At 55.5% G+C, this 23,512-nt stretch carries 18 protein-coding genes and 1 pseudogene; 17 read left to right on the top strand and 2 right to left on the bottom strand.

Going from position 1 to position 23,512, the window contains the following annotated elements; genetic code table 11:
- The first annotated feature begins 12 nt into the window (after nucleotides 1-12).
- From pspE to ABLV11_RS26500, 5 genes are all read left to right on the top strand, one after another.
- Complete coding sequence (pspE, locus tag ABLV11_RS26520; RefSeq protein ID WP_004112461.1) at nucleotides 13-327, top strand: thiosulfate sulfurtransferase PspE; 315 nt, start codon at nucleotides 13-15, stop codon at nucleotides 325-327.
- 89 nt (nucleotides 328-416) lie between these two features.
- A complete protein-coding gene (locus ABLV11_RS26515; RefSeq protein ID WP_004101472.1) occupies nucleotides 417-1,814 on the top strand; it encodes a YcjX family protein in 1,398 nt (465 codons plus the stop codon).
- Nucleotides 1,811-2,872 carry a YcjF family protein gene (locus ABLV11_RS26510; protein WP_224330424.1) on the top strand — a complete coding sequence of 354 codons (1,062 nt, stop codon included), beginning with the start codon at nucleotides 1,811-1,813 and terminating at the stop codon, nucleotides 2,870-2,872. The genes ABLV11_RS26515 and ABLV11_RS26510 overlap by 4 nt, the downstream gene beginning before the upstream one ends.
- Before the next feature lie 284 nt (nucleotides 2,873-3,156).
- Nucleotides 3,157-4,698, top strand: a complete 1,542-nt coding sequence (gene tyrR, locus ABLV11_RS26505; RefSeq protein WP_126488998.1) for a transcriptional regulator TyrR — start codon at nucleotides 3,157-3,159, stop codon at nucleotides 4,696-4,698.
- A gap of 127 nt (nucleotides 4,699-4,825) precedes the next feature.
- Complete coding sequence (locus ABLV11_RS26500; protein ID WP_004101477.1) at nucleotides 4,826-5,881, top strand: AbrB family transcriptional regulator; 1,056 nt, start codon at nucleotides 4,826-4,828, stop codon at nucleotides 5,879-5,881.
- 45 nt (nucleotides 5,882-5,926) lie between these two features.
- On the opposite strand, the gene tpx is transcribed toward ABLV11_RS26500, so the two are convergent.
- Nucleotides 5,927-6,433 carry a thiol peroxidase gene (gene tpx, locus ABLV11_RS26495; RefSeq protein ID WP_004101479.1) on the bottom strand — a complete coding sequence of 169 codons (507 nt, stop codon included), beginning with the start codon at nucleotides 6,431-6,433 and terminating at the stop codon, nucleotides 5,927-5,929.
- A gap of 101 nt (nucleotides 6,434-6,534) precedes the next feature.
- Here tpx and ycjG point away from each other — a divergent pair, with 101 nt between their 5' ends.
- Nucleotides 6,535-7,500: an L-Ala-D/L-Glu epimerase gene (ycjG, locus tag ABLV11_RS26490; protein ID WP_070557328.1), complete on the top strand. Its 966-nt coding sequence runs from the start codon at nucleotides 6,535-6,537 to the stop codon at nucleotides 7,498-7,500.
- Here ycjG and mpaA read toward each other — a convergent pair.
- The gene (mpaA, locus tag ABLV11_RS26485; RefSeq protein WP_004112466.1) at nucleotides 7,491-8,204 is read right to left on the bottom strand and encodes a murein tripeptide amidase MpaA; all 714 of its coding nucleotides are present in this window, start codon (nucleotides 8,202-8,204) and stop codon (nucleotides 7,491-7,493) included. The two genes, ycjG and mpaA, sit on opposite strands and share 10 nt — an antisense overlap.
- A gap of 189 nt (nucleotides 8,205-8,393) precedes the next feature.
- Between mpaA and ABLV11_RS26480 the strand changes: the two genes are divergently transcribed.
- The 11 genes and pseudogenes from ABLV11_RS26480 to ABLV11_RS26430 all read left to right on the top strand — a co-directional run.
- A complete protein-coding gene (locus ABLV11_RS26480; RefSeq protein ID WP_004101482.1) occupies nucleotides 8,394-10,010 on the top strand; it encodes a peptide ABC transporter substrate-binding protein in 1,617 nt (538 codons plus the stop codon).
- A gap of 1,448 nt (nucleotides 10,011-11,458) precedes the next feature.
- Nucleotides 11,459-12,802, top strand: a complete 1,344-nt coding sequence (gene tssK, locus ABLV11_RS26475; RefSeq protein ID WP_126489000.1) for a type VI secretion system baseplate subunit TssK — start codon at nucleotides 11,459-11,461, stop codon at nucleotides 12,800-12,802.
- Nucleotides 12,799-13,464, top strand: coding sequence for a type VI secretion system protein TssL, short form (gene tssL, locus ABLV11_RS26470; RefSeq protein ID WP_004101485.1), 666 nt, complete (start codon nucleotides 12,799-12,801; stop codon nucleotides 13,462-13,464). Before tssK ends, tssL begins: the two co-directional genes overlap by 4 nt.
- Nucleotides 13,461-15,167, top strand: a complete 1,707-nt coding sequence (locus ABLV11_RS26465; protein ID WP_126489001.1) for an OmpA family protein — start codon at nucleotides 13,461-13,463, stop codon at nucleotides 15,165-15,167. The genes tssL and ABLV11_RS26465 overlap by 4 nt, the downstream gene beginning before the upstream one ends.
- 250 nt (nucleotides 15,168-15,417) lie before the next feature.
- The gene (locus tag ABLV11_RS26460) at nucleotides 15,418-15,657 is read left to right on the top strand and encodes a hypothetical protein (protein WP_126489002.1); all 240 of its coding nucleotides are present in this window, start codon (nucleotides 15,418-15,420) and stop codon (nucleotides 15,655-15,657) included.
- Nucleotides 15,654-18,143: a type VI secretion system Vgr family protein gene (gene vgrG / locus ABLV11_RS26455; protein ID WP_230138175.1), complete on the top strand. Its 2,490-nt coding sequence runs from the start codon at nucleotides 15,654-15,656 to the stop codon at nucleotides 18,141-18,143. The genes ABLV11_RS26460 and vgrG overlap by 4 nt, the downstream gene beginning before the upstream one ends.
- Before the next feature lie 354 nt (nucleotides 18,144-18,497).
- Nucleotides 18,498-19,271, top strand: coding sequence for a hypothetical protein (locus ABLV11_RS26450; protein WP_126489004.1), 774 nt, complete (start codon nucleotides 18,498-18,500; stop codon nucleotides 19,269-19,271).
- On the top strand, nucleotides 19,264-21,204 hold the full coding sequence (locus tag ABLV11_RS26445; protein WP_126489005.1) for a hypothetical protein: 1,941 nt from the start codon (nucleotides 19,264-19,266) through the stop codon (nucleotides 21,202-21,204). The genes ABLV11_RS26450 and ABLV11_RS26445 overlap by 8 nt, the downstream gene beginning before the upstream one ends.
- A 259-nt stretch (nucleotides 21,205-21,463) precedes the next feature.
- Complete coding sequence (locus tag ABLV11_RS26440; RefSeq protein WP_024274502.1) at nucleotides 21,464-21,724, top strand: PAAR domain-containing protein; 261 nt, start codon at nucleotides 21,464-21,466, stop codon at nucleotides 21,722-21,724.
- On the top strand, nucleotides 21,724-23,157 hold the full coding sequence (locus ABLV11_RS26435) for a hypothetical protein (protein ID WP_126489006.1): 1,434 nt from the start codon (nucleotides 21,724-21,726) through the stop codon (nucleotides 23,155-23,157). The genes ABLV11_RS26440 and ABLV11_RS26435 overlap by 1 nt, the downstream gene beginning before the upstream one ends.
- Before the next feature lie 6 nt (nucleotides 23,158-23,163).
- Nucleotides 23,164-23,512 (top strand): annotated as a pseudogene (locus tag ABLV11_RS26430) (type VI secretion protein VasK); the annotation flags it as partial.

Raw genomic sequence — 23,512 nt, 5'->3', positions numbered from 1 at the left:
CAGGATGATAAAATGCGAAAATTGTTTCTGGGTTTAGCGCTGGCGATGGCTTTACCCGCCTTCGCGGCGGAGCACTGGATTGACGTCCGCGTTCCGCAGCAGTATCAAAAAGAACACGTTGACGGCGCGGTGAACATACCGCTGGCGGATTTAAAATCGCGGATTGCGGCTGAAGTGCCGGATAAAAACGATACCATTCACGTCTATTGTAACGTTGGCCGACAGTCGGGTCAGGCTCAGCAGCTGCTGAGCGAAATGGGCTACACGCAGGTGGTGAATGCCGGCGGCCTCAGTCAAATAGCGATGCCGAAAAGCGCCAGCCACTAACCGTCAGCCCCGCCGCAGCGGGGCTATTGCACTTTATTGATTAGCCCTCATGTCTATTTCCCTCGTTCTTCAGGCTCAACAGGATGGCGATGAAGCGACTCAAAACAGAATTTAATGCGCTGGTGAATCGTGGGGTTGACCGGCATCTCCGTCTGGCCGTCACCGGTCTTAGCCGTAGCGGCAAGACCGCGTTTATCACCGCACTGGTCAATCAGCTACTGAATATCCACGCCGGGGCACGGCTGCCGCTGCTTAGCGCGGCCAGAGAAGAACGCCTGCTGGGCGTCAAGCGCGTCCCGCAGCGGGATTTTGGCATTCCGCGTTTTACCTATGACGAAGGGCTGGCCCAGCTCTATGGACAACCTCCGGTCTGGCCGACGCCCACCCGCGGCGTCAGCGAAATCCGCCTCGCTCTGCGCTATCGCTCTAACGATTCGCTGCTGCGCCATTTTAAAGAGACTTCGACGCTCTATCTGGAGATTGTCGATTATCCCGGCGAGTGGCTACTGGATCTGCCGATGCTGGCCCAGGATTACCTGACCTGGTCACGACAGATGACCGGACTGCTGCAGGGGCAGAGGGCGGCGTGGTCGGCGCGCTGGCGGCAGCTTTGCGAAGGGCTGGATCCGCTGGCGCCCGCCGATGAAACCCGTCTGGCGGAGATCGCCGCGGCGTGGACCGATTATCTGCACAGCTGTAAGCGCGAAGGGATGCATTTTATTCAGCCCGGGCGCTTTGTGCTGCCCGGCGAAATGGCCGGCGCGCCGGCGCTGCAGTTCTTCCCCTGGCCGGACGTTGATGCCGCCGGTGAGGCTAAGCTGGCGCAGGCGGACAAACAGACCAATGCCGGAATGCTGCGCGAGCGTTTTAAATACTACTGCGAGAAAGTGGTGAAAGGCTTCTACAAAGATCATTTTCTCCGCTTCGACCGGCAGATTGTGCTGGTGGACTGCCTGCAGCCGCTTAACAGCGGGCCTCAGGCGTTTAACGACATGCGTCTCGCGCTGACGCAGCTGATGCAAAGCTTCCACTATGGCCAGCGCACGCTGTTTCGTCGTCTGTTCTCACCGGTTATCGATAAGCTGCTGTTCGCCGCGACCAAAGCCGATCACGTCACCGTCGATCAGCACAGCAATATGGTATCGCTGCTGCAGCAGCTGATTCAGGATGCCTGGCAGAACGCGGCGTTTGAAGGCATCAGCATGGATTGCCTGGGTCTGGCGTCGATTCAGGCGACGCAGAGCGGGCTTATTGAGGTGAACGGGGAGAAGATCCCTGCGCTGCGGGGGCATCGGCTAAGCGACGGACAGCCGCTGACCGTCTATCCCGGGGAAGTGCCCGCGCGCCTGCCGGGTCAGGCCTTCTGGGAGCAGCAGGGCTTTCAGTTTGAAAACTTCCGCCCGCAAGTGATGGATGTTGATAAACCGCTGCCGCATATTCGCCTCGACGCGGCGCTGGAATTTTTGATCGGAGATAAATTGCGATGACCGAACCCTTAAAACCGCGTATTGATTTCGACGGCCCGCTGGAGGTGGAAAAGGCGCAAATTCTGAAATCCGCGCGCGCTTTTGACGGCGCGGATGCGGAGAAGTTCGCCCCTGCGCGCCTTGACGCGCCGGAAGAAGAAGAGGGGGCGGCGGAAGCGGTGGTGGAATCGGTGCTGCGACCTAAGCGCAGCCTGTGGCGAAAGATGGTCAGCGCCGGGCTGGCTATCTTTGGCGTCAGCGTCGTAGCGCAGGGCGTGCAGTGGACGATGACCGCCTGGCAAACGCAAGACTGGATCGCCCTCGGCGGCTGCGCAGCCGGCGCGCTGATTGTCGGGGCGGGCGTCGGCTCGGTAGCGACCGAATGGCGCCGTCTGTGGCGGTTACGCCAGCGCGCGCACGAGCGCGATGAGGCTCGGGACCTGATGCACAGCCATGCGGTCGGCAAAGGGCGTGCCTTTTGCGAAAAGCTGGCCCGGCAGGCGGGTCTCGATCAATCGCATCCGGCGCTGCAACGCTGGTATGCAGCGATCCACGAAACGCAAAACGATCGCGAAGTGGTAAGCCTGTACGCGCAGATCGTGCAGCCGGTGCTGGATGCGCAGGCGCGGCGTGAGATTAGCCGCTCGGCGGCGGAATCGACGCTGATGATTGCCGTCAGTCCCCTGGCGCTGGTGGATATGGCGTTTATCGCCTGGCGTAATTTACGCCTCATCAACCGCATCGCCACTCTGTACGGTATTGAGCTCGGCTACTACAGCCGCCTGCGCCTGTTCCGTCTGGTGCTGCTGAATATCGCTTTTGCCGGCGCCAGCGAGCTAGTGCGGGAAGTCGGGATGGACTGGATGTCGCAGGATCTCGCGGCCAGGCTATCGGCGCGCGCGGCGCAGGGGATTGGCGCCGGGCTGTTGACCGCGCGGCTGGGTATCAAGGCGATGGAGCTCTGCCGCCCGCTGCCGTGGATCGTCGATGATAAACCGCGGCTGGGGGACTTCCGCCGCGAGCTGATCGGCCAGCTAAAAGAGACGTTGCAAAAGAGCAAAAGCGGCGCGGAAAAATAAGTCGCTTAAGCATTCCCGGCTTGCGGCGTGAACGCCTTAGCCGGGTTACCGCTCCACAGAAGGCTGTCACTTGTCTCACGGCGATGCGCAGCGCAATCGGGGGAGAAAAGCAGCGGCGATGACGACCGGTTTTTATTGCCATTTTCCTCTCTGAGCGCATAACTTTACGGCAGAAAGGCCATTTTTCCGCCATACTGTCAATAATTGTTGACAGCTATCTTCACGCCAGCAAATAACTGTCCTATTATTCATCCGTTATTGGCCTCTTTAGGGTGAAAACTCCTATGCGTCTTGAAGTCTTTTGTGAAGACCGTCTTGGTCTGACTCGTGAATTGCTCGATTTACTGGTGCTGCGCGGTATCGACCTGCGGGGTATCGACATTGACCCTATTGGCCGAATTTATCTCAATTTCGCCGAGCTGGAGTTCGCTAGCTTCAGCAGTCTGATGGCGGAAATTCGTCGTATCGCCGGCGTCACCGACGTGCGCACCGTGGCGTGGATGCCGTCAGAACGTGAACATCTGGCGCTCAGCGCGCTGCTGGTAGCGATGCCGGAGCCTGTGCTGTCTCTCGACACCAAAGGAAAAGTCGAACTGGCTAACCCGGCCAGCTGCCAGCTGTTTGGCCAGAGCCAGGAGAAGCTGCGCAGCCATCCGGTCGCACAGCTGATTACCGATTTTAACGTCCAGCGCTGGCTGGAAAATAGTCCGCAGGAGTCCCACGCCGAACACGTGGTGGTTAACGGGCAGAACTTCCTGCTGGAGATCACCCCGGTTTATCTCGAAGGCGAACACGGCGAGAAGGTACTAACCGGCGCGGTAGCGATGCTACGTTCAACGGTCCGTATGGGGCGTCAGCTGCAAACGATGACCATTCAGGATACCAGCGCCTTCAGCCAGATCCTCGCCGTAGGCCCGAAAATGCGCCACGTCGTCGAGCAGGCTCGCAAGCTGGCTATGCTCAGCGCGCCGCTGCTGATCGTCGGCGATACCGGTACCGGTAAAGATTTGCTCGCCCACGCCTGCCACCTCGCCAGCCCGCGAGCGGGGAAACCTTATCTGGCCCTGAACTGCGGCTCCATTCCGGAGGACGCGGTGGAGAGCGAGCTGTTTGGCGACGCTATCCAGGGCAAAAAGGGGTTCTTCGAGCAGGCTAACGGCGGTTCGGTTCTGCTGGATGAAATTGGCGAAATGTCGTCGCGAATGCAGACTAAGCTGCTGCGCTTCCTCAACGATGGAACCTTCCGCCGGGTCGGGGAAGATCATGAAGTCCACGTAGATGTACGGGTGATCTGCGCGACGCAGAAAAACCTGGTGGAGCTGGTGCAAAAAGGGCTGTTCCGCGAGGATCTCTATTATCGTCTTAACGTGCTGACGCTCTATCTACCGCCGCTGCGCGATTGTCCGCAGGACATCATGCCGCTGACCGAACTGTTTGTGGCGCGTTTCGCCGATGAGCAGGGTATCCCGCGGCCGAAACTTTCTGCCGATTTAAACAGCGTATTGACGCGCTATAGCTGGCCAGGCAACGTGCGCCAGCTCAAAAACGCGATTTACCGTGCCCTGACTCAGCTGGACGGTTTTGAACTGCGCCCTCAGGATATCCTGCTGCCGGATCACGACGTCTCGTCATTAGCGGTTGGCGAAGAAGCGATGGAAGGCTCGCTGGATGATATCACGCGCCGTTTCGAGCGCTCGGTGCTTACCCAGCTTTATCGTAGCTTCCCCAGCACGCGTAAACTGGCCAGGCGGCTTGGCGTCTCGCATACCGCCATCGCCAATAAACTTCGCGAGTACGGTCTGAGCCAGAAAAAAGGCGACGAGTAATTCCCGCCGACCGGCTGCCTGCGCCGTCGGTCGGCATTTCCAGAACATTTCCAGAAAAAGGAGGGGGACTGGCGGCGAATGAATCTGTATATACTGCGTTTTTACCCTCTTTTTTGCAGGAATACGCATGTGGATCTGGCGTAGTCGTTTTTTTCAGTGGATGAAACTGCTGGTGCTCTCCAGCGCGATCTCTTTTGCGCTGTTCTGGTTTCACCTCCCGGCCGCGCTGCTGCTGGGGCCGATGATTGCCGGCATTTGCCTGAGCCTTCGCGGCGCGGAAATCCGCGTTCCCCGACCCTTTTTTATTGCCGCTCAGATGATTATCGGCTGCATGATCGCCCGTAGCCTGACGCCCTCGATTTTCGGTGTTCTGCTGGCAAACTGGGCGCTGGTGCTGCTGATTCTCTTCTCCACGCTCGCCATCAGCGCGCTGGCGGGATGGCTGCTGGTGCGCTATAGCGCGCTACCCGGCGCCACCGGTGCGTGGGGAAGTTCGCCGGGCGGCGCTTCGGCGATGGTTATCATGGCCCAGGAGTACGGCGCCGACGTTCGACTGGTGGCGCTGATGCAGTATTTGCGCGTACTTTTTGTTGCCGGTGCCGCGGCGCTGGTGGTTCGCGTTGCGCTCGGCGGCGAAGCCCAGGAGATGACTCAGCAGGTCGCCTGGTTTCCCCCGATAAGCTGGCAGCTACCGCTTACGCTGCTGGTGACGGCGGCAGCGGGCTGGCTGGGGCTGCGTCTGCGCTTTCCGTCCGGTGCGATGCTTTTCCCGATGCTGATCGGCGCGCTGGTGCAGGGAGAAGGCTGGCTGCAGCTTGAACTCCCTGAGTGGCTGCTGGCGCTGGCTTATGCCGCCGTTGGCTGGAGCGTTGGTCTAAAGTTTAATAAACAGATCTTCCTGCTGGCGTTAAAAACCCTGCCGCAGATCCTGGCATCGATTATCGGCCTGATTCTGCTATGTGCGCTGATGGCTTATGGACTGACGCAGGTTTTACCGCTGGACTTTATGACCGCCTATCTGGCGACCAGCCCGGGCGGGCTGGACACGGTAGCGATTATCGCTGCCGGCACGCGGGCGGATATGTCGTTTATTATGGCGATGCAGACGTTGCGCCTGTTCACTATCTTGCTGACCGGCCCGGCGATTGCGCGCTTTATCTCCCGCTATGCGACGCGGGAATAAAAAAAGCCCCCGTTTAACGAGGGCTTACGTTACCTGGTGGGGATATTACGCTTTCAGCGCGGCCAGGGCTGCGTCGTAGTCCGGCTCTTCGGTGATTTCATTCACCAGCTGGCTGTATACCACCTGGTCGTTTTCATCAATCACGACCACAGCACGCGCTGCCAGACCGGCCAGCGGGCCTGCGGAGATCGCTACGCCGTAGTCGGCCAGGAACTGCGCACCGCGCAGAGTGGACAGAGTCACGACGTTGTTCAGGCCTTCAGCGCCGCAGAAGCGTGACTGGGCGAACGGCAGGTCGGCGGAAATGCACAGCACTACGGTGTTGTTCAGTTCTGACGCCAGTTGGTTGAATTTACGTACCGATGCCGCGCAAACGCCGGTATCGATGCTTGGGAAAATGTTCAGCACTTTACGGGAGCCCGCAAACTGGCTCAGCGCGACGTCAGAGAGGTCTTTGGCCACCAGCGTAAACGGCTGCGCTTTAGCGCCTGCCTGCGGAATGGTGCCTTGAACAGAAACGGGGTTGCCCTGGAAATGCACGGTTTGTGACATGGTTATCTTCCTGTTTACATATAGTTAACGTCGCGGCTAGTGTATGACATCCGTCATCGGCACGGCAAATCCTTTTAATACTTACCTGCGAGGTTCAGGGAATGCGAAATCTGCGAGTCTATGAAGAAGCCTGGCCGCTACATAGCCCTTTTGTGATCGCCCGCGGCAGCCGCAGCGAGGCAAAAGTCGTGGTGGTGGAAATTGAAGAGAATGGCGTCAAGGGCACGGGGGAATGCACGCCTTATCCTCGCTATGGAGAGAGTATCGCCTCGGTGATGGCGCAGATTATGGCGATCGGCGAACAGATTGAGCGGGGCGTCACTCGAGAGCAGATTCAACGCCTGCTGCCGCCAGGGGCCGCGCGTAATGCAGTGGACTGCGCGCTCTGGGACTGGCAGGCGCGCAGCGCGGGTAAAAGCATCTCGCAGCTGTTAGGCGTGACGCTGCCCAACCGGGTGGTTACGGCGCAAACGGTGGTGATCGGCACCCCCGAGCAGATGGCGGCCAGCGCGTCGGCCCTGTGGGAGAAAGGTGCCACGCTGCTGAAAGTGAAGCTTGATGACCATCTGATTAGCGAGCGGTTAATTGCCATTCGCGAGGCGGTTCCGCAGGCAACGCTCATCGTCGATGCCAATGAAGCCTGGCGCAGCGACGGTCTGGCCGAGCGCTGTCAGCTGCTGGCGGACGTCGGCGTCGCGATGCTGGAGCAACCCCTTCCGGCTGGGGCCGATGAAGCGCTGGCGAATTTTATCCATCCGCTGCCTATTTGCGCTGATGAGAGCTGCCATACTCGCGATAGCCTGGCGGCGCTGCGCGGCCGCTATGAAATGGTTAATATCAAGCTGGATAAGACCGGTGGTCTGACTGAAGCGCTGCTGCTGGCGGAGGAGGCAGAACGCCTGGGATTTGCGCGGATGCTGGGCTGTATGCTGTGTACGTCGAGAGCGATTAGCGCGGCGCTACCGCTGGCGCCGCTGGCCCGTTTTGCCGATCTTGATGGTCCAACATGGCTGGCCGTGGATGTTGAGCCGGCGCTGCACTTCAGCACCGGGGTGCTTCATCTCTGAGAGTGCCAGTGCAGCAGCTCCGTCATGGCCTGCAGATATTTCTCCGTTGCTTCGTCGGCGGATATTGCCGGGAATTCGGCGGTGATACAGGGCAGGCCGATATCGGCGCACCAGCTGCCAAAAGAACCGGGCGTTTCATAGCCGACGCTACCCACCAGCGGCAGGCTAAACGCATCGGCCAGCCAGTGCCCCAGTTCGCTGTGGCCGGGGTCTTCAATGCAGGCCAGCGGATCGTGAAATGAGATTACCCATGCCGGGTGGATCTGATGGATCAACTGGCACAGCGCCCGGGTCTCGGGTTCCGAACCTGGCTTTTCGCCGGTGAGTAGAACGACATCGCGCTGCTCTGCCGCGCTGTTCCAGCGGTAGACGGTTTCTCCTTCCTTCCAGTTCGCCGCTGGAAAATTCCGGTTCAGGTCGATACCGCGTGCGTTAGCCCGCAGCCCCAGCTGACAGCCGTCAGGGTTGACCGCCAGCACCACGTGATGACGGCGCAGCTCTGGCTTGAGGGTTCGTAGCGCACAGGAGAGGGTGACGATGGAGGCGTTTTCATCGCCGTGAGTACCGGCAAGGATCAGGCCGCTACGGCTATCGGCCAGCGGCGCCGGAAACCACAGCAGCGGCGCGCCCAGGTAAGACTGGCCGTAGCGTTGAGTTCCAGGCGGAAAATCACCGCGCTGGGGGCGAGGACGAGAAACGGGCATAGGGCATCCTGTTATCAGGTTATTTTTCAGCAGTGTTGTGTAAAACCGTCCCGGAATCAAATAGTTTCCAGCAATGTTGAAATCAGCATATATGTCAACTTTCTTTCACAAGCTGTTTGCAATTTCAGGTGATGAAACAAATAATTATCGCACTGCCAGCTCTGGTTTTTTTATTTTAAAGGGGATCTTATGAAGTATCCTGTCAAATTGACATGCGGCGCGCTGTGGTTAGCCAGCGTCTCTTCTCTTGCCTGGGCGGCGGATGTCCCGCCCGGCACCGTATTAGCCGAAAAACAGGTGCTGGTGCGGCACATAAAAGATGAGCCCGCCACCTTAGATCCCGCGAAAGCCGTCGGCCTGCCTGAAATTCAGGTTATCCGCGATCTTTTTGAAGGTTTAGTCAATCAGGATGAGAAAGGCAACCTTATACCAGGCGTGGCGACTCGCTGGCAGAGCAATGATAACCGCGTCTGGACGTTTACCCTGCGCGATAATGCCCGCTGGTCCGATGGAACGCCGGTGACGGCAGAAGATTTTGTCTATAGCTGGCGACGGCTGGTTGACCCCAAAACCACTTCACCCTTTGCCTGGTTTGCGGCGCTGGCCGGTATCGCCAATGCGCAAAATATCATTGATGGTAAAGCCGCGCCGGATACCCTTGGCGTCACCGCCGTAGACGCGCGAACGCTGCGCGTTCAGCTGGATAAACCGCTGCCGTGGTTCAGCAATCTGACCGCCAGCTTTGCGTTTTATCCGGTCCAGAAGGCGAATGTTGAGAGCGGCGACAGCTGGACCCGTCCGGGAAGCCTGATTGGCAACGGCGCGTACGTTTTAAAGGATCGCGTGGTGAATGAAAAACTGGTGGTGGTTCCCAATACGCACTACTGGGACAACGGCAAAACGGTGATCCAGCAGGTCACGTTTACGCCCATTAATCAGGAGTCAGCGGCAACTAAGCGCTATCTGGCCGGTGATATCGATATTACCGAGTCGTTCCCGAAAAATATGTATCAGAAGCTGATGAAGGATATTCCGGGGCAGGTTTACACTCCGCCACAGCTGGGCACCTATTATTACGCATTTAACACACAGAAAGGGCCAACCGCCGATGAGCGCGTCCGCCTGGCGCTGAGTATGACTATCGACCGCCGTCTGATGGCGGAAAAAATTCTGGGTACTGGTGAGAAACCGGCCTGGCGTTTTACTCCGGATGTTACTGCCGGCTTCACTCCCCAGCCGTCGCAAATCGAGAGCATGAGCCAGGCTGAGCTGAATGCCCAGGCCAAAGCGCTGCTGCAGGCGGCGGGCTACGGCCCGGGTCGCCCGCTGAAGCTCAGCCTGTTGTATAACACCTCGGAGAATCATCAGAAAATCGCCATTGCGGTAGCGTCTATGTGGAAGAAGAATCTTGGCGTCGACGTGAAGCTGCAAAATCAGGAGTGGAAAACCTATATCGACAGCCGTAATACCGGCAACTTCGATGTGATTCGCGCTTCGTGGGTGGGGGATTACAATGAACCTTCAACGTTCCTGTCGCTGCTAACCTCGACGCACAGCGGTAATATCTCCCGCTTCAACGATCCGGCCTACGACAAAATTCTCACTCAGGCGGCGCTGGAAACGTCGGAAAAGGCGCGCAATGACGATTACAACGCGGCGGAAAAAATCATTATGGCGAAAGCGCCTATCGCGCCGATTTACCAGTATACCAACGGGCGACTAATTAAACCGTGGCTGAAAGGGTATCCGATTGCCAATCCGGAAGACGTCGCCTATAGCCGCACGATGTATATCGTGAAGCACTGATGAGCACCGGTTGCCTGCGGGCGTCAGGCAACCATCACATCTCTCCAGAGCGCGGCCCGCAGCGCCAGCTAACCTTTATTCTATTTCCCGCCGCAGCGGCAAACCTCACTTTCGCCAGCTCTCACTCGCCTGGTCAATGAACAGCGTAGAGGCCATCAGATATTATTTTTAAAATCTATATTTATCCTATCTAAAATTATTGATATCTATATTTAGCGTCGGGGTTGGGCTGGCTGATGGCTTGCGAGCGATCAAACGTACTCAACATATTTTTTTGGATACGCGCAATCTTTTCCGCCTCGGAATGGCCTGATTGCCTTCGCTCATTGATTAGCATCAATAAACTCCGTTTGTTTATATGTGAATTTAATATTTATTCATTTGTGAGATGTGAATTTTTTATTTATCGCAGTCAGATGATGAATGTTTTTGTTGATTTTGTGCGCATAATGCTTATTATTTTTTGTATTTTCATTTAAATACTTAAGCAAAGTCTTATATTTTGCCTGAATACGGATGAGTTGCTCTATTCTGATGTCTGGCCCTGCGATGATTGTGCAAAGAAAATCGTTATGTTTGGCCCATACGCCTCCAGGGAAGGAAGCGCTATGGCCAGGATATTGCGAGTGCGGCTGTAAGGCGGCCTCTGATTTAAGCTGAGGCTGCACGTCAGAGAGGCGCGAATAGCGGCGTCGCATTTCCGCTTATGCGCTGCATCGTTACTGGCTTAAGTAATGGCAAAGCGGGGCGTCTTTTATCTGGAAGATGAAAAAATTCAACGCCAATGGGAGCTCTTTTTAGCTGCGCGTTTTCATAATGTCGTGCAGAAGAGCGTTTATCTGGGCTGAGCAGGCGCTAAAAGAACGGGCGGGAAATAATATGCGTCAGAGTGTCTAAGTTTTTAAAGGCCTTGAGTACGAGCAGGATGCATGCGAGAAACTTTAACTTCATGCCATGCTGGCGATACGTCAATTATCCCGTGCCCTCAAATACAGACTTTGATATCGCTATATTCAGAAAGGCGTTTGAATAAATTCTAAAAGACGCCGCGTTGACTCAGAAATTATGAGCCGAAATGAACACGCTGGCCCCAGAATTAATCGGGTGCGTTGTTTAATCAATTATCCGGAAATGGCTGATGTTGGTAAATATCAACACCGCTTCGCGAAAGGCAAGCCGCAGTACTGGAAACAGAGAGTACTCGTTGTTTTCTGTTTAAAAAACAACCTAATCCGGGCGTGCTGTTGGGGTGAGATGAATCCCTTTCTGGATATGGCGGCGCTTTCTGTCGCCCCTCAGGCGAGGGTCTGGAAGCGTTATAGAAAAGTTTAAGGGTGAGGGCCGTCAATCGGAAAATAGCGCGGAGCAGCCCGACAAAGCCCTGGAAGACACGGACGTGCCCCTGTCGCAGGTGGGTCTGATATCAAAAGCGTAATACAGGAGCAGGGATGAAAACAGTACGACCGTTATGGGGACGGGGACAGATGATCTCTCCCCAACATTTTCAGCAGGAAACCGCGCAATCGGCCTGGCAGACAGAGTATGTCGCCCGGCTGGGGGCAATTCATCCCTGGGGAGTGGCGCGGGCGGAGTTTAATACCGCGCTGCTGAAGCAGGGGAAACTGAAAGCCGACCACCTGTGCGTGCGTTTCGCCGACGGCACGCTCATTGATAGCGATAACGCCGATGCGTTGCCGCCGGTGATGAACCTGCCGGAAACAGAACATCACGAACTGACGGTGGTTCTGGCGCTGCCCCATGAGCATGAGAACGGTGGCAACTGTCTGCAACCGGAGCAGAGAGCGGAGCGTCCCGTGCGCTGGCGTCTGGCCTGGCGGGAGGTGCGAAACCGCTATGGGGAGGACTGCCGCCAGATTGCGGTAATGCAGCCGGAGCTGACGCTGCGTGAGGCCGATAGCGACAACGCTGATTACCAGACCGTCGCCGCGATCCGTCTTACGCGCGATAGCCAGGGACACTGGTCGCAGGACGAGTCTTTTCTGCCGCCGCTGCTGAACGTACAGGCCAGCCGTTGGTTGAGGGAACAAACCGAACAGTTGACGGGTCAGCTCCGTGCGCGCCTGCAGCGCCTGATGTCTATGCGTCGGGAAAGCAACGAGCGAATGGCCGACTTCGCGGTAGCGGACGTGTCGCTGTTCTGGCTGCTGAGTGCGCTCAACAGCGCTGAGCCGGTGCTCAGCCATTTTGTTCGTCATCCGCAGGTGCATCCGGAACGTCTGTATACAGCGTTGGCCGGTCTGGCAGGTAGCCTGCTGACTTTTTCTCTTGAACACACTACAGCCGATATTCCGGCCTATCGTCATGAGCAGTTAACGGCGGTCTTTCCTCCATTGTTTGACTTGCTGGGGGGACTGCTGGAAGCCAGTCTGCCATCGAGGGTGGTGGCGATTGACATGGTTCATGATGAACGACGCAAGCGCTGGCATGCCCGTCTGCACGATCCACGACTGCGTGAAGAGGCGGATTTTTATCTCTCGGTACGATCGGCGCTGCCGGTAGCGCAGCTACTGGAGCAGTTTCCGCTTCAGTGCAAAGCGGGCAGCCCGGATGAAGTCGACCGGGTCGTTAACGGTTCGCAACCCGGCATCCCTCTGCGCGCGATGAGCCACGTTCCGGCGGCCATCCCGCTGCGCCTGGAGAACCAGTATTTCACCCTTGATATGGCCCATCCGGCGGCGCGAGCGATGCTGTTGGAAGGCAGTTGTGTCTTTTACGTCCCCGGTCTGCTGGGCGCCCCTGAACTCGAACTCTATGCGGTACTGCGCTCATGAAACAGGATACGAATATCGACGCCCTGATGGCTGACGCCTGGTTGACGGTGACGGAACTGCGGTGCGGGGCGAGACTGGCCGACGGGGAGGGCGAACGCCTCTGGCGACATTGCGTAGAGCATATTGAAAAGGTCATGGCGGAACTGGAGACCGCGGGCCTCAGCGAGGCGAGCCGTCGGCATATTCTCTACGCCTGGTGTGCGCTGCTGGATGAGACAGCTAAAGGACGTGAAGGTGAGGATGATGCCTGCATCGTCTGGTATGACCGTCCGCTGCAGGCGAAATACTTCGGTGCCCTGGACGCCGGCGATGCGCTGTATGAGCGGATGCGACAGGTTCTGCATGAGCCCGCGCCGGATGTGGCGGTACTGACCTGCTTCCATCGCGTGTTGATGCTGGGCTTTAAGGGATGTTATGCCCTGGATGAGCCGGTTCGCGACCAGCTTATCACCAGACTGGCGGAGCGCGTTTCGCCGTTTGAAACCGACCAGAGCCAGCCTGTACTGGCGGGTATATCCGGGCGTAGCGGCCTGGCGGACGGGTTGCGACGCTGGCCGGTTTGCCTCGGGCTGTCGCTGGTTGCGATCGCCGCGCTGTGGCTGGGGCTAAATCATTGGCTTGATTCCCTGATTACAACCCTGCTGCCCGGGGCGGAAAAATGAGCGTGAACCATTTGCGCCTGTTATGGCTCTGGGCCGGGATCCTTGCGGTACTGCTCTGTTTGCTGTTTCTGCCGCTGGCTACCGGCGGGCGGATTCTGGCTGTTGCGCTGATCCTGACCGCAGTCATCGTTGCCCTGATTGTCGCCGGGCGCAAGGGGGAATGGGGACTTACAGAGGATGCCTGGCTGGATGACATTCCGGACGCGCCGTACCGCCTGCCGGTGGTGCTGGTCTGCGGTGATATCGCCAGGTGGCCGGAGTGCGGGGTGGTTTTGCGTACGGCTCAGGGCTGCTGGTTAAATGTTCCTACCGCCGAACTGCAGCAGACGGTACGTACTCTTCTGCGTAAACGCCCGGATCTGATATCGCAGCTGGCGGTGATGGCCTGCGTTTGCCCGCAGTTGCACGGTGATGAGGCGGCGCTGGCGGTCGGGCTTAATGAGCTGCGCTGGCAGCTGAACCAGGCGCGGAGCGACTGCCGCCGCTCGGTGCCTTTACTACTGAGCAGTCACGTGGCAGGGGCGTCTGTTCCTCACTCGCTATGGCAGACAGCGCAGACCGGGGAAGCCATGCAGGTGTGGCAGGCGAATGACGCGCCTTGCTGCACCGGGACCTGGCTGGCGCAAAAGAACGGAAGGGAGCGTCTGGCCACACAGGTGAGGATGAATGCGCTGGTTCGCCTGACGCACGAGACGGCGCTGGCTATGCTGACGGCGCCCTCTGTTGATACGCCCCCGGTGATACCCGCTATGATGCTGTATCACATGACGCCGTCGGGGGCACCGGTTCTGCCTCAGAATCTGTGGCAGCGCTGGTTGTCTCATCATACCGCTCTGGGCTCACTACCTGGCTGGCAGCCTGATACCTCATCAGCGGATGTCCTGTTACCGGATTTTATTCTGCCACTGTTGCCATTGGGCGTCAGCGAGACGCCACGCGCCAGGATTTTACGCCGGGCGTTCTGTCTGTTCACCCTTGCCATTCTCATCGCACTGTGCGCCAGCGCGTGGAACAACCGCCAGCTACTGCAGCGGGTGGGGTTCGATATTCAGCACTATGAGCAGATTGCGATGGTTGACTACGCCTCGAAAGCCCGCGCCCTGCAAATCCTGAGTGGGGATGCGGTTCAACTGGATCAGTGGGCGCGCCGCGGTGAGCCGCTGAACCTGAGTCTCGGTCTGTATCACGGGGCCTATTTACGCATACCGGTGTTGGCCGCGATTCGTTCCTGGGAACCCCCACCTCCGCCACAAAAACCAGCACAAAAAACCGTGCCGAAAACCATCCGCCTCGACAGCATGTCGCTGTTCGATACCGGGAGGTGGGCGCTTAAGCCCGGATCGACAAAGCTGCTGGTGCACTCGTTGGTTGGCATCAAAGCAAAACCCGGCTGGCTGATTGTCGTTGCGGGCCATACCGACAGTACCGGTGAGGAAAAAGCCAACCAGATACTTTCGCTGAAGCGTGCCGAATCGGTGCGCGACTGGATGCGTGACACCGGAGATGTACCGGAGAGCTGTTTTGCGGTGCAGGGCTTCGGCGAGAACCGTCCTGTAGCCACCAATGAAACGGTTGAAGGGCGTGCGCTGAACCGCCGTGTCGAAATCAGTCTGGTACCGCAGGTGAATGCCTGCCAGCCACCGGGCATGCCTTCGGCCTTATCGCGGGAGAGCGGCGCGTCAATCAATGAAACGGAGAAGTAGCATGGCAACTCCGGTCTGCCTGTTGCTGAAGAGCAACGGCGGAGCGGATATCACAGACTCCCATTCGCCAAACGTAGGTGTCACTACTTGAGCCTGAAACGGGCAGGTTTTCCTGTCCGCAGTTATTTTGCTGAGCAGCCGCGGGGCAAGTGTTCAACAACGACAAAAATTGGTCTGCTGGCCTGATGCGCTTTGGTAAGTGAACAGCGACGGGCGGTAGCGTACCTGAAATGATTGAAGAGAAACTCTCATGGAAAATCCCGCCATTTTGTTACGTCGTCTTCACCCAAACTGCGCCCGCGCAACAGAAAGTCTCTTCTGCCTGCCGCCTGACGCCGGAAAAAGCCTGCTCTGCCAGCAGATATTACCGGCGGTAAGCCAGCTGCGCTTAAGCCCTGTGGCTGCAGGACAGTTGCCTCAGCGCCCTTCTCCGGGTCGGGACGATAAGAAAATGATTGCGATGACGTTTGAGAAAGAGGTGAACGAATGAGTGATATCCCGGCACAGCAGTTCAGCCACAACCATCCTCTGTTAACGGTGCGCGGCTGCCGCGCCCTCCTGGACGTGCTGGCCTTTGAAGGCGATGAGGCCCTGAGCGAACCGTTCAGCTACCAGATTGAATTCACCAGCGCCGACAAAACCCTCACGCCGCAGCAGATGCTGATGCAGGATGCCGCCTTCACCCTGCAGGCCCCGGTTGACCAGGGCTTCGGGGTAAAAATCCGGCAGCCGGTACGCACGATTCAGGGCGTGGTGACGGCGTTTGAGCGCCTTTCCGCCTCCCGGGACGAAACGCATTATTCCCTGACTCTGCAGCCTCGTCTGGCGCTGCTCTCCCGGAGCCACCAGAACCGGATTTACCAGGATATGTCGGTGCCGGATATCGTGGAGCATATCCTGCGCACCCGCCACGGCATGCGCGGGGAGGACTTTATCTTCACGCTGGCGCAGGCGTACCCGCGTCGCGAGCAGGTGATGCAGTACGGCGAGGACGACCTGCGCTTTATCACCCGCCTGCTGAGTGAGGTGGGTATCTGGTTCCGCTTTACCGCCGACACCCGGCTGAACATTGACGTGGTGGAGTTTTACGACGACCAGCGGCACGACGGGCAGGGGCTGGTTCTGCCGTCGGTGCCGCCCTCCGGCCAGCACGACAGCGGGACGGAATCCGTGTGGGCGCTGAAAAGCCGGCATCGCGTGGTGCCGCAGTCGGTGTTCACCCGGGACTATAACTACCGCAACGCGCCGGCGGAGATGAGCCTCAGCATCGATGTCAGCCGGGGCGACAGCACCACTTACGGCGAGGCGTACCACTGGGGGGATAACTACCTGACGCCGGGCGACAGCCATCCGCGCGACCCGGCGCCGGAGAGCGGGGCGTTTTATGCCCGCCTGCGTCACGAGCGCTACCTGAACGACCAGACCCGGCTGAGCGGAAAGAGCAGCTGCACGACGCTCGCCCCCGGTCAGGAACTGAAGGTGAGCGGCGGCGAAGAGGTCACCGGCACCTTCCGTGAGGGGGTGGTGATAACCCACATCCACAGCCGCGCCCGGCGCGACCGCAGTTTTGTGGTGGCCTTCCACGCCATCCCGTATTCGGAAGATTACGGCTTCCGCCCGGCCAGTATCGCCAGGCCGGTGATGGCCGGGACGCTGCCGGCGCGGGTCACCAGCACGAAAAGCAGTGATATCTACGGCCATATCGACCGCGACGGGCGTTACAGGGTCAGCCTGCTGTTCGACCGCGACCACTGGCCGCCGGGGGAAGAGAGTCTGTGGGTACGCCAGGCGCGCCCGTATGCCGGTGACACGTACGGCCTGCATCTGCCGCTGCTGGCGGGAACCGAGGTGGCCATCGCCTTTGAACAGGGCGACCCGGACCGGCCGTATATAGCCGGTGTCCTGCACGACTCGGCGCACCCGGACCCTGTCACCATCCGGAACTATAAACGTAACGTGCTGCGCACGCCGGCGAACAACAAAATCCGCCTCGACGACGCGCGGGGAAAAGAGCACGTCAAGGTCAGCACGGAGTACGGCGGCAAGAGCCAGCTGAACCTGGGGCATCTGGTGGACGGCGGAAAACAGCCGCGCGGGGAGGGATTCGAGCTGCGTACCGACAGCTACGGAGCGATACGGGCCGGGAAAGGGATTTTCATCACCGCTGATGCGCAGATGAAAGCGCAGGGGCAGCAGCTGGCGATGGAGCCTGCGTTGTCGCGGCTTTCAGCGGCGCTGGTGGAAATGCAGTCGCTGGCTGCCGGTGCACAACAGGCACAGGCGCTGGCTGCAGATGTGGGGCGTCAACAGAAGTTGCTGCAACAGAAAATAGAACAGATTCAGAAGGAAATATTGCTGGCGACGGCCTCTCAAGGCGTGGCGCTGGCAAGTGGTGACGATATGTTGCTGTCAGCGCAGGAGAATCTGACGCTGATCGCCGGTAAACAACTGGATCTGGGTGCGCAAAAGGACTTCACACTGGCAGCAGGAAAACAAATTAGCCTCTGGAGCCAGAGGGGGGCTAAATGGTTCGCATCGCAGGGGGATATTGATATTCAGGCGCAGAGCGGAAATATTACCACCTGGTCAACGCAGGACACGTATATTTCGAGTGGTAAGAGACTGGTAATAACGGCACAGGATGAGCTGACGCTGATATGCGGGGGCGGATATATCAAAATCAAAGGAGGGAATGTTGAAATTGGCGGTCCTGGAAAGTTGCTGATAAAAAACACCGGTATTAAGAAAGCAGGTTCGGGTAGTATGCAGGCAGTAATGAAGTCGTTTGAGTCGGGAAGTTTTGATGAGAAGTTTATTATTACTCATCCGGTTTCTGGAAAGGCTCTGGCAAATCAGAAATATGAGATTCACTTGCCGGACGGAAACGTAATGTCTGGCATGACGAATGCGATGGGACATTCTTCGCTTATAAATTCACAGACAATTGATATGCTGAAAATTATCCTGAAAAAATAACAGGAAGAAGAATGTACCACATAAATTAACTATGTGGTTTCTCCAGCCGCTGTTAAGTGGTGTTCCGGGAATAGAGCGCGTAAGGATGACTATTTATTACGCCCAGGAGGCTCTATTCGGTAAGTTCAATTATATAGTGAAGCAGGGGTGGGTCTTGATTATAAAAAACACACGGGCTGATTGTATTGCGAGGACCGTTATTAAATTGTCCAATTACACATTATGAATTTTTTTAGATAACGAAGCAGATATGTCAGTCATAATTCTGGTTATGCTTGTCCCCTTATTCGCTTGCAACCTCGAAATCAATAGATGGAATGAAGACTCTTTTGAATAAATAACTGGGGTAAGAATATGATAAATAAATTAATCGTATTATTTTTGGAACTAGTGTTGTTAAGCTGTTCTCTTTTTTCATTAAGCGGTTGCGTTACTGAAGGCGCCGCATTCGGTCTGGGGGCAGGGAGCCTGCATGAAACGGTAATGACAGAAAAAGACAAAAATGCACCGTCACCGGTATATGGTCTGCCGCAGGTGATCTACCGGATAGATAATAATCGTTATTTTACATTGGAGAATTATACCCGCTGCGAGAATGGGCAAACGTTTTATAATAACAAAGAAAAAGATATTCATGTCAAAGTATTGGACGGTTCAGGATACCTGTTTAAAGGCCGTTTATTCTGGTTGTCCATACGTGATGATTATCTGGCATTTCCAGCAACAATAGATACAAATCATGCAGCTTGTATGGGAGCAGATAAAGGTTGTATGAATGCCGTCATTGTCACAACTGATAGTGGAAAAACACTCTACGGCGTTGAATATGGCAGCCATACTCAGGATCCAACAGGTGATACAAAAGATTATGATATGTTAGTCATGGATGAGGGATTTTATTTGATTGTATATCATTCTTCTAAACGATCGCCAACGAATGCTTATGCCCTAAAATGGACATTTTACCCAAATGCAGAGTCTGCCAAAAAAATAGGCTATCCCGGAGTGACTGGACCAGTTTATCAACCAGAACTTTCTATAGATGTATCTCAAATTCTTCAGGAAAAAATGCAATGCGACCGACGATTAGAACCCGTAAAATTTTCAGGGATAGTCTCTCATGAATAATAAATCCTCACCAACCAGAAAAGTAGAGGTGCATACAACCGATAATGGCACGCCATTTTCCTACTCAATGACTTCCCATAAAAATATAAAAGTGAAAGCGGAAGTTCAACCGCCATTGCAGTTGCCTGGATTAATTATATTCGTACATGGAGTTAATTCAGAAGGCGAATGGTATAAAGAGGCTGAAGTATCATTATGTAATGGTTTGAATAATCGACTTGGGTTATCTGACAAAGATACTGTACATCAATTGCAAGCTAACGAATACGCAGATGCTCACTGGAACAAAGATGGCACCAAATGGATTGTTCCTGCCAGGAAAATTATCAAAGAAAACCGCTCCCCAGTTATCCGCTTCTACTGGGGTTATCGTGCTGCTAATAACGAAACCGATAGATACGCCATTCCGTTAAAAAACAAGAAAGGTGATAATTACTATGATCTTTCTCCCGAAGAGCGCAAAACGAAAGGCCCATGGTTCTGGGGCGGCGGGCCGTTCCAGAACGGCTGTAATCAATTGGTCAGCCTGTGGAGTGAGAAGGGATTTGACAACTGGCCGAATGTGCTGGGTACGCCGATCCCCTTCAGCACTCAATTGATGAATGGTGAGCGTGATCGCCTGCTGACCGCGGCGCCGCCGCGCCACTATTATGCGCACGCCGCCGGGCGTCTGGCGGACCTGATAAAAACCATCCGCAGTAAATATCCTGAAGACACAGTTACGGTGCTGTCGCACAGCCAGGGGACAATGGTTGCGCTGGCGGCAGCAGCCATTGAGGCACCGGATGCGCTGTTCGTCATGAATTCACCTTATGCGCTGGAAAACGAACTCACCACCTATATTTCCTATCCGGTGAAAGAGATCATCAGTAGGGAAGCCCGGGAGGCTACGTTTGCCGATATCGTTAGAAAGGTTGCGGAAAACAAAACCCGCCTTGCGCAGCAGGGCTACGATCGCCTGTTGGCAGGCGTCAGCAGCGATGGCGAAAGCTGGACGCCGGAAGGGAAAACCCACGCTGGACTGCCGGAGCGCGATAACCACGGTACCACGTGGATTTACTGTAATCCGCATGACCGGGTGATGGGCTCGGCTCCGCTGCGAAGTATTGGCTGGCAGGGGTTACCTAATACAAAAGAAAGTGATTATAGTGAATCCCATTCTTTATTTAAGCTGGCAGGCGACACACTTTATGTCCGTATGCTGGGGCGTAATACACCGTGTGGAAATGCACCGGATACACAAACCCATTTCAGTAATCTTGGGGATGGTAAGCCATTCTGGGACAGTACGACCACGGTGCTTCAGAAGATGACCTGGCCGGAACCAGACAAAGGACAAATGCTGACGGTTAATGCGCCACAGGTACCAGAACCACTGACTTCTGAGGAACTGAAAAATTTTGACCAGGATTATGCCAGCACTGAAAAGCAAACTGGCTCAATAGGATACGGCTACGGACAGATTAACCCGACGACGAAAAGACCCGTTGACATAGACTACCGTTATTACATTTCACTATACGGTTATTTTGACCAGAAGATGGTGCCTAAAACACCTTCCTCCTGGTATCAACCTGGGCCGGGATCGAAAGAGGATCGGGTGAAATATGAAAAACAGTCGAGAACTGAAATGCTGGAAGATATAAGGACCTATGTTCAGCGCCCGACCGATCACAGTACCCTGCCAATGAATGAACATTTTATGAGTCGAGTTGTGGCCTATGATCTACCGCTAGGGTATTGCTGGCATTCATGGGATCGGGCAAGCCTGGCAGAATTGCGCAGGCAGGCGGACTGGTTGGAAAGTGATGATTATTATTTCACAGGCGAACTGAATAAGCCGGATATTCCCCCGGCAATCCGGCAGGATGTGGCAGAAGATGCGGTGAAGAGAAAGGCCGAAGAAATAGCCCGATGTATCGGGAAGAAATGAAAAATTATCATCGCTGAAAGTAGTTACTGTATTTACCAGCAATGGAATTAATCACATACATATTCTATGACTTAAAGTTTATTAACTGAATGTCGTTGTGTGAGACATTTTATTGCCTGATATGTCAATCGAGAAGTTTAATTATGAAGGTTTTTACGGTTGGTAATTATTGCATTAATGTTTCATGGGTTTTTTGGTATGAACGCAGGGCTCATGAGTGAAAATAAATATTAGGAACAGTTAGTAATAGGTGGTAAATATGGCTAGACGTGTTGTTGTTATCAATGATGTCACTTCTCATGGCGGAAGAGTTATTTCAGCATCGTCCACTTTTAATATTGAAGGAAAAAACGCGATGTTGCTGAATGACCAGGTGTATTGCCCGGAGCACGGCGCTAACCCGATAGTGGAATGTGATATGAGTTATGAGGAAAACGGCAGGGGGATCGTGGTGCATGGCTGTAAGAGTGCCTGTGGTTCTGTGGTCTACGCTAGTTTGCCGGATGTGGAGATAGGTTGATGGGCTGGTCATTACCAGAGGTTCCCGCGAGGCCTGATGCACAACCCTGGTCACCCTGGATATGCCTGTCAATTACTTTCGCCGGTGTATTTATCGCGTTAGTGCGGGTGGTACTGTATTCACCCTCCGGTGATTTACCAACGCTTGCAAGCGGTTACTGGCTACCACTGACCGGATATACTTTGGTGGGTGTTACTGTTGCCGTAACCTTTTATTTGTTATGGTGGGAAATACAGACTTTCCGCGTCCGTAACTGGAATAACTGGCGACGAAATATGCATCTGGCATGGCGGCATCAAGCACACCTGCATTTATGCGTGACCAGATGTGTGGTATTAACCGCAGACCCACAATTGCTTTCTCGACTGGCGGGTGTTATGCCTGAAAACAGTGACGAAACTCCTTTATTAACATTGCTCCCTGAGGAAAATTTAATTCCTGGTATTTCACGCTTTGAACAACTTTGTCGTTTGTTAATAAACCAGATTAAAACAATACTTTTCCAGTCCTGTCCTTCAGGTCCGTTAACGGTGGTAATACAGACATCTGCTCCTGATAAAGAACAGGAGCTCCAGTATTTTTCCCTTCTCTGGGAAGATGAAGAATTACCATGGATGCCAGATATTCATGCCTTACCCAGTTCGTCAATTTTTAATAACTGGAATAAATTCCTGTCTACTGCTCGTTATCCACTACTGGTGCTGGCGCTGCATTACCGCCAGCCGGAAGAAAACTTACCGGAATTTGCCTGTGCGTTGCTGCTGTTGCCCGATGCGATGCTGAAATCGTCAGAACAGCGCGATGCGGTGCGAGTATTTCGCGCCATGCCGCTGAATACTGATGCATTGCCCCGTGAATTGACGGAATTACGTGATATGGCGCAGCAGCCTCCCGGGGTAAAACATCTGGTCTGGCACAGTGGGTTATCTGCGCCGTCCGCGCAGGCGCTGGGGCGGGTGGTTAATGAGTTACCTTTGCCCCTGCAGGCTGATATCGCCGCCGGTGGTATTGTCGATTTTGCGAAAATCAGCGCTAACTACGGGCCCCTGGCCGGATGGCTGATGGTGGCTGCGGCAGCAGAGATGGTCAGTTACGGTCCGGGGAGCCACTGGCTGCTACAGGCGCATGGCAAACAGGCCAGTGCGATGGTTGTCGGCAACAGTCTGCCGGTTACCCATGATGAAGATGTAAGATTGGCTCCGTTACCTTATCCGGCTGGGTCGCTCAGCCTTGCGGTATTGCTCAATATTGCGGTTTTTGGAGCAACTGTCAGTTTTTTCCCGGACTGGCTGTTTTCCTGGTACGGCGTGTTCAGCGTGCTGCTGTCGCTGGCCGTGTCTCTGCCCGGCGCTGTTTTCCTGCTGCGCCGTGCCCTCACTGCTCTGCAACGCCCCCACTTTATTCAGGCAGCCGGACTTGCCCGCAAGGAATAATCCAATATGAAAAGGTTTTTATACATCCAGGGAGCGGGTCTCTGTATCCTGGTTGTTTTGTTGGCTCTGTTGTTTATTCTGGCCCAGACAACTCATCTTTTTTTTGAATGGACGGGTGAACGCGTATTCTGGATTTCGCTGCTGGGTACGGTTTTTCTGACCAGTTCGTTAAGCGTGCTTATTTTTTTCCTTATCCCTTTCCAGAAAAACGACATCCCGTTGACGCCGCATGACCCTCGCCTGACAGGCGAGGTGGCCGGGGCAGAGGAACGAGATGTACCTCTTTCTTCACTAAGACAATATCTCCGCCGCCGCTATACCCGTTTCTGGCGCCACAAAGTCCGCCTGCTGCTGG

The sequence above is a fragment of the Klebsiella sp. GW_Kp181 genome (genome assembly GCF_040062315.1).
Lineage (GTDB): Bacteria > Pseudomonadota > Gammaproteobacteria > Enterobacterales > Enterobacteriaceae > Klebsiella > Klebsiella oxytoca.
The sequence above is the reverse complement of the archived record's forward strand: the minus strand, read 5'-3'. Positions and strand labels throughout refer to the sequence as shown.

What these genes read in the sequence shown, in the direction of transcription:
- tyrR (WP_126488998.1), top strand. Translation starts at nt 3,157, where the DNA reads ATGCGTCTTGAAGTCTTTTGTGAAGACCGTCTTGGTCTGACTCGTGAA.
- ABLV11_RS26465 (WP_126489001.1), top strand. Translation starts at nt 13,461, where the DNA reads ATGAGCGTGAACCATTTGCGCCTGTTATGGCTCTGGGCCGGGATCCTT.
- ycjG (WP_070557328.1), top strand. Translation starts at nt 6,535, where the DNA reads ATGCGAAATCTGCGAGTCTATGAAGAAGCCTGGCCGCTACATAGCCCT.
- mpaA (WP_004112466.1), bottom strand. Translation starts at nt 8,204, where the DNA reads ATGCCCGTTTCTCGTCCTCGCCCCCAGCGCGGTGATTTTCCGCCTGGA.
- ABLV11_RS26480 (WP_004101482.1), top strand. Translation starts at nt 8,394, where the DNA reads ATGAAGTATCCTGTCAAATTGACATGCGGCGCGCTGTGGTTAGCCAGC.
- tssL (WP_004101485.1), top strand. Translation starts at nt 12,799, where the DNA reads ATGAAACAGGATACGAATATCGACGCCCTGATGGCTGACGCCTGGTTG.
- ABLV11_RS26435 (WP_126489006.1), top strand. Translation starts at nt 21,724, where the DNA reads ATGGGCTGGTCATTACCAGAGGTTCCCGCGAGGCCTGATGCACAACCC.
- pspE (WP_004112461.1), top strand. Translation starts at nt 13, where the DNA reads ATGCGAAAATTGTTTCTGGGTTTAGCGCTGGCGATGGCTTTACCCGCC.
- ABLV11_RS26510 (WP_224330424.1), top strand. Translation starts at nt 1,811, where the DNA reads ATGACCGAACCCTTAAAACCGCGTATTGATTTCGACGGCCCGCTGGAG.
- tssK (WP_126489000.1), top strand. Translation starts at nt 11,459, where the DNA reads ATGAAAACAGTACGACCGTTATGGGGACGGGGACAGATGATCTCTCCC.
- vgrG (WP_230138175.1), top strand. Translation starts at nt 15,654, where the DNA reads ATGAGTGATATCCCGGCACAGCAGTTCAGCCACAACCATCCTCTGTTA.
- ABLV11_RS26440 (WP_024274502.1), top strand. Translation starts at nt 21,464, where the DNA reads ATGGCTAGACGTGTTGTTGTTATCAATGATGTCACTTCTCATGGCGGA.
- ABLV11_RS26460 (WP_126489002.1), top strand. Translation starts at nt 15,418, where the DNA reads ATGGAAAATCCCGCCATTTTGTTACGTCGTCTTCACCCAAACTGCGCC.
- ABLV11_RS26500 (WP_004101477.1), top strand. Translation starts at nt 4,826, where the DNA reads ATGTGGATCTGGCGTAGTCGTTTTTTTCAGTGGATGAAACTGCTGGTG.
- tpx (WP_004101479.1), bottom strand. Translation starts at nt 6,433, where the DNA reads ATGTCACAAACCGTGCATTTCCAGGGCAACCCCGTTTCTGTTCAAGGC.
- ABLV11_RS26515 (WP_004101472.1), top strand. Translation starts at nt 417, where the DNA reads ATGAAGCGACTCAAAACAGAATTTAATGCGCTGGTGAATCGTGGGGTT.
- ABLV11_RS26445 (WP_126489005.1), top strand. Translation starts at nt 19,264, where the DNA reads ATGAATAATAAATCCTCACCAACCAGAAAAGTAGAGGTGCATACAACC.
- ABLV11_RS26450 (WP_126489004.1), top strand. Translation starts at nt 18,498, where the DNA reads ATGATAAATAAATTAATCGTATTATTTTTGGAACTAGTGTTGTTAAGC.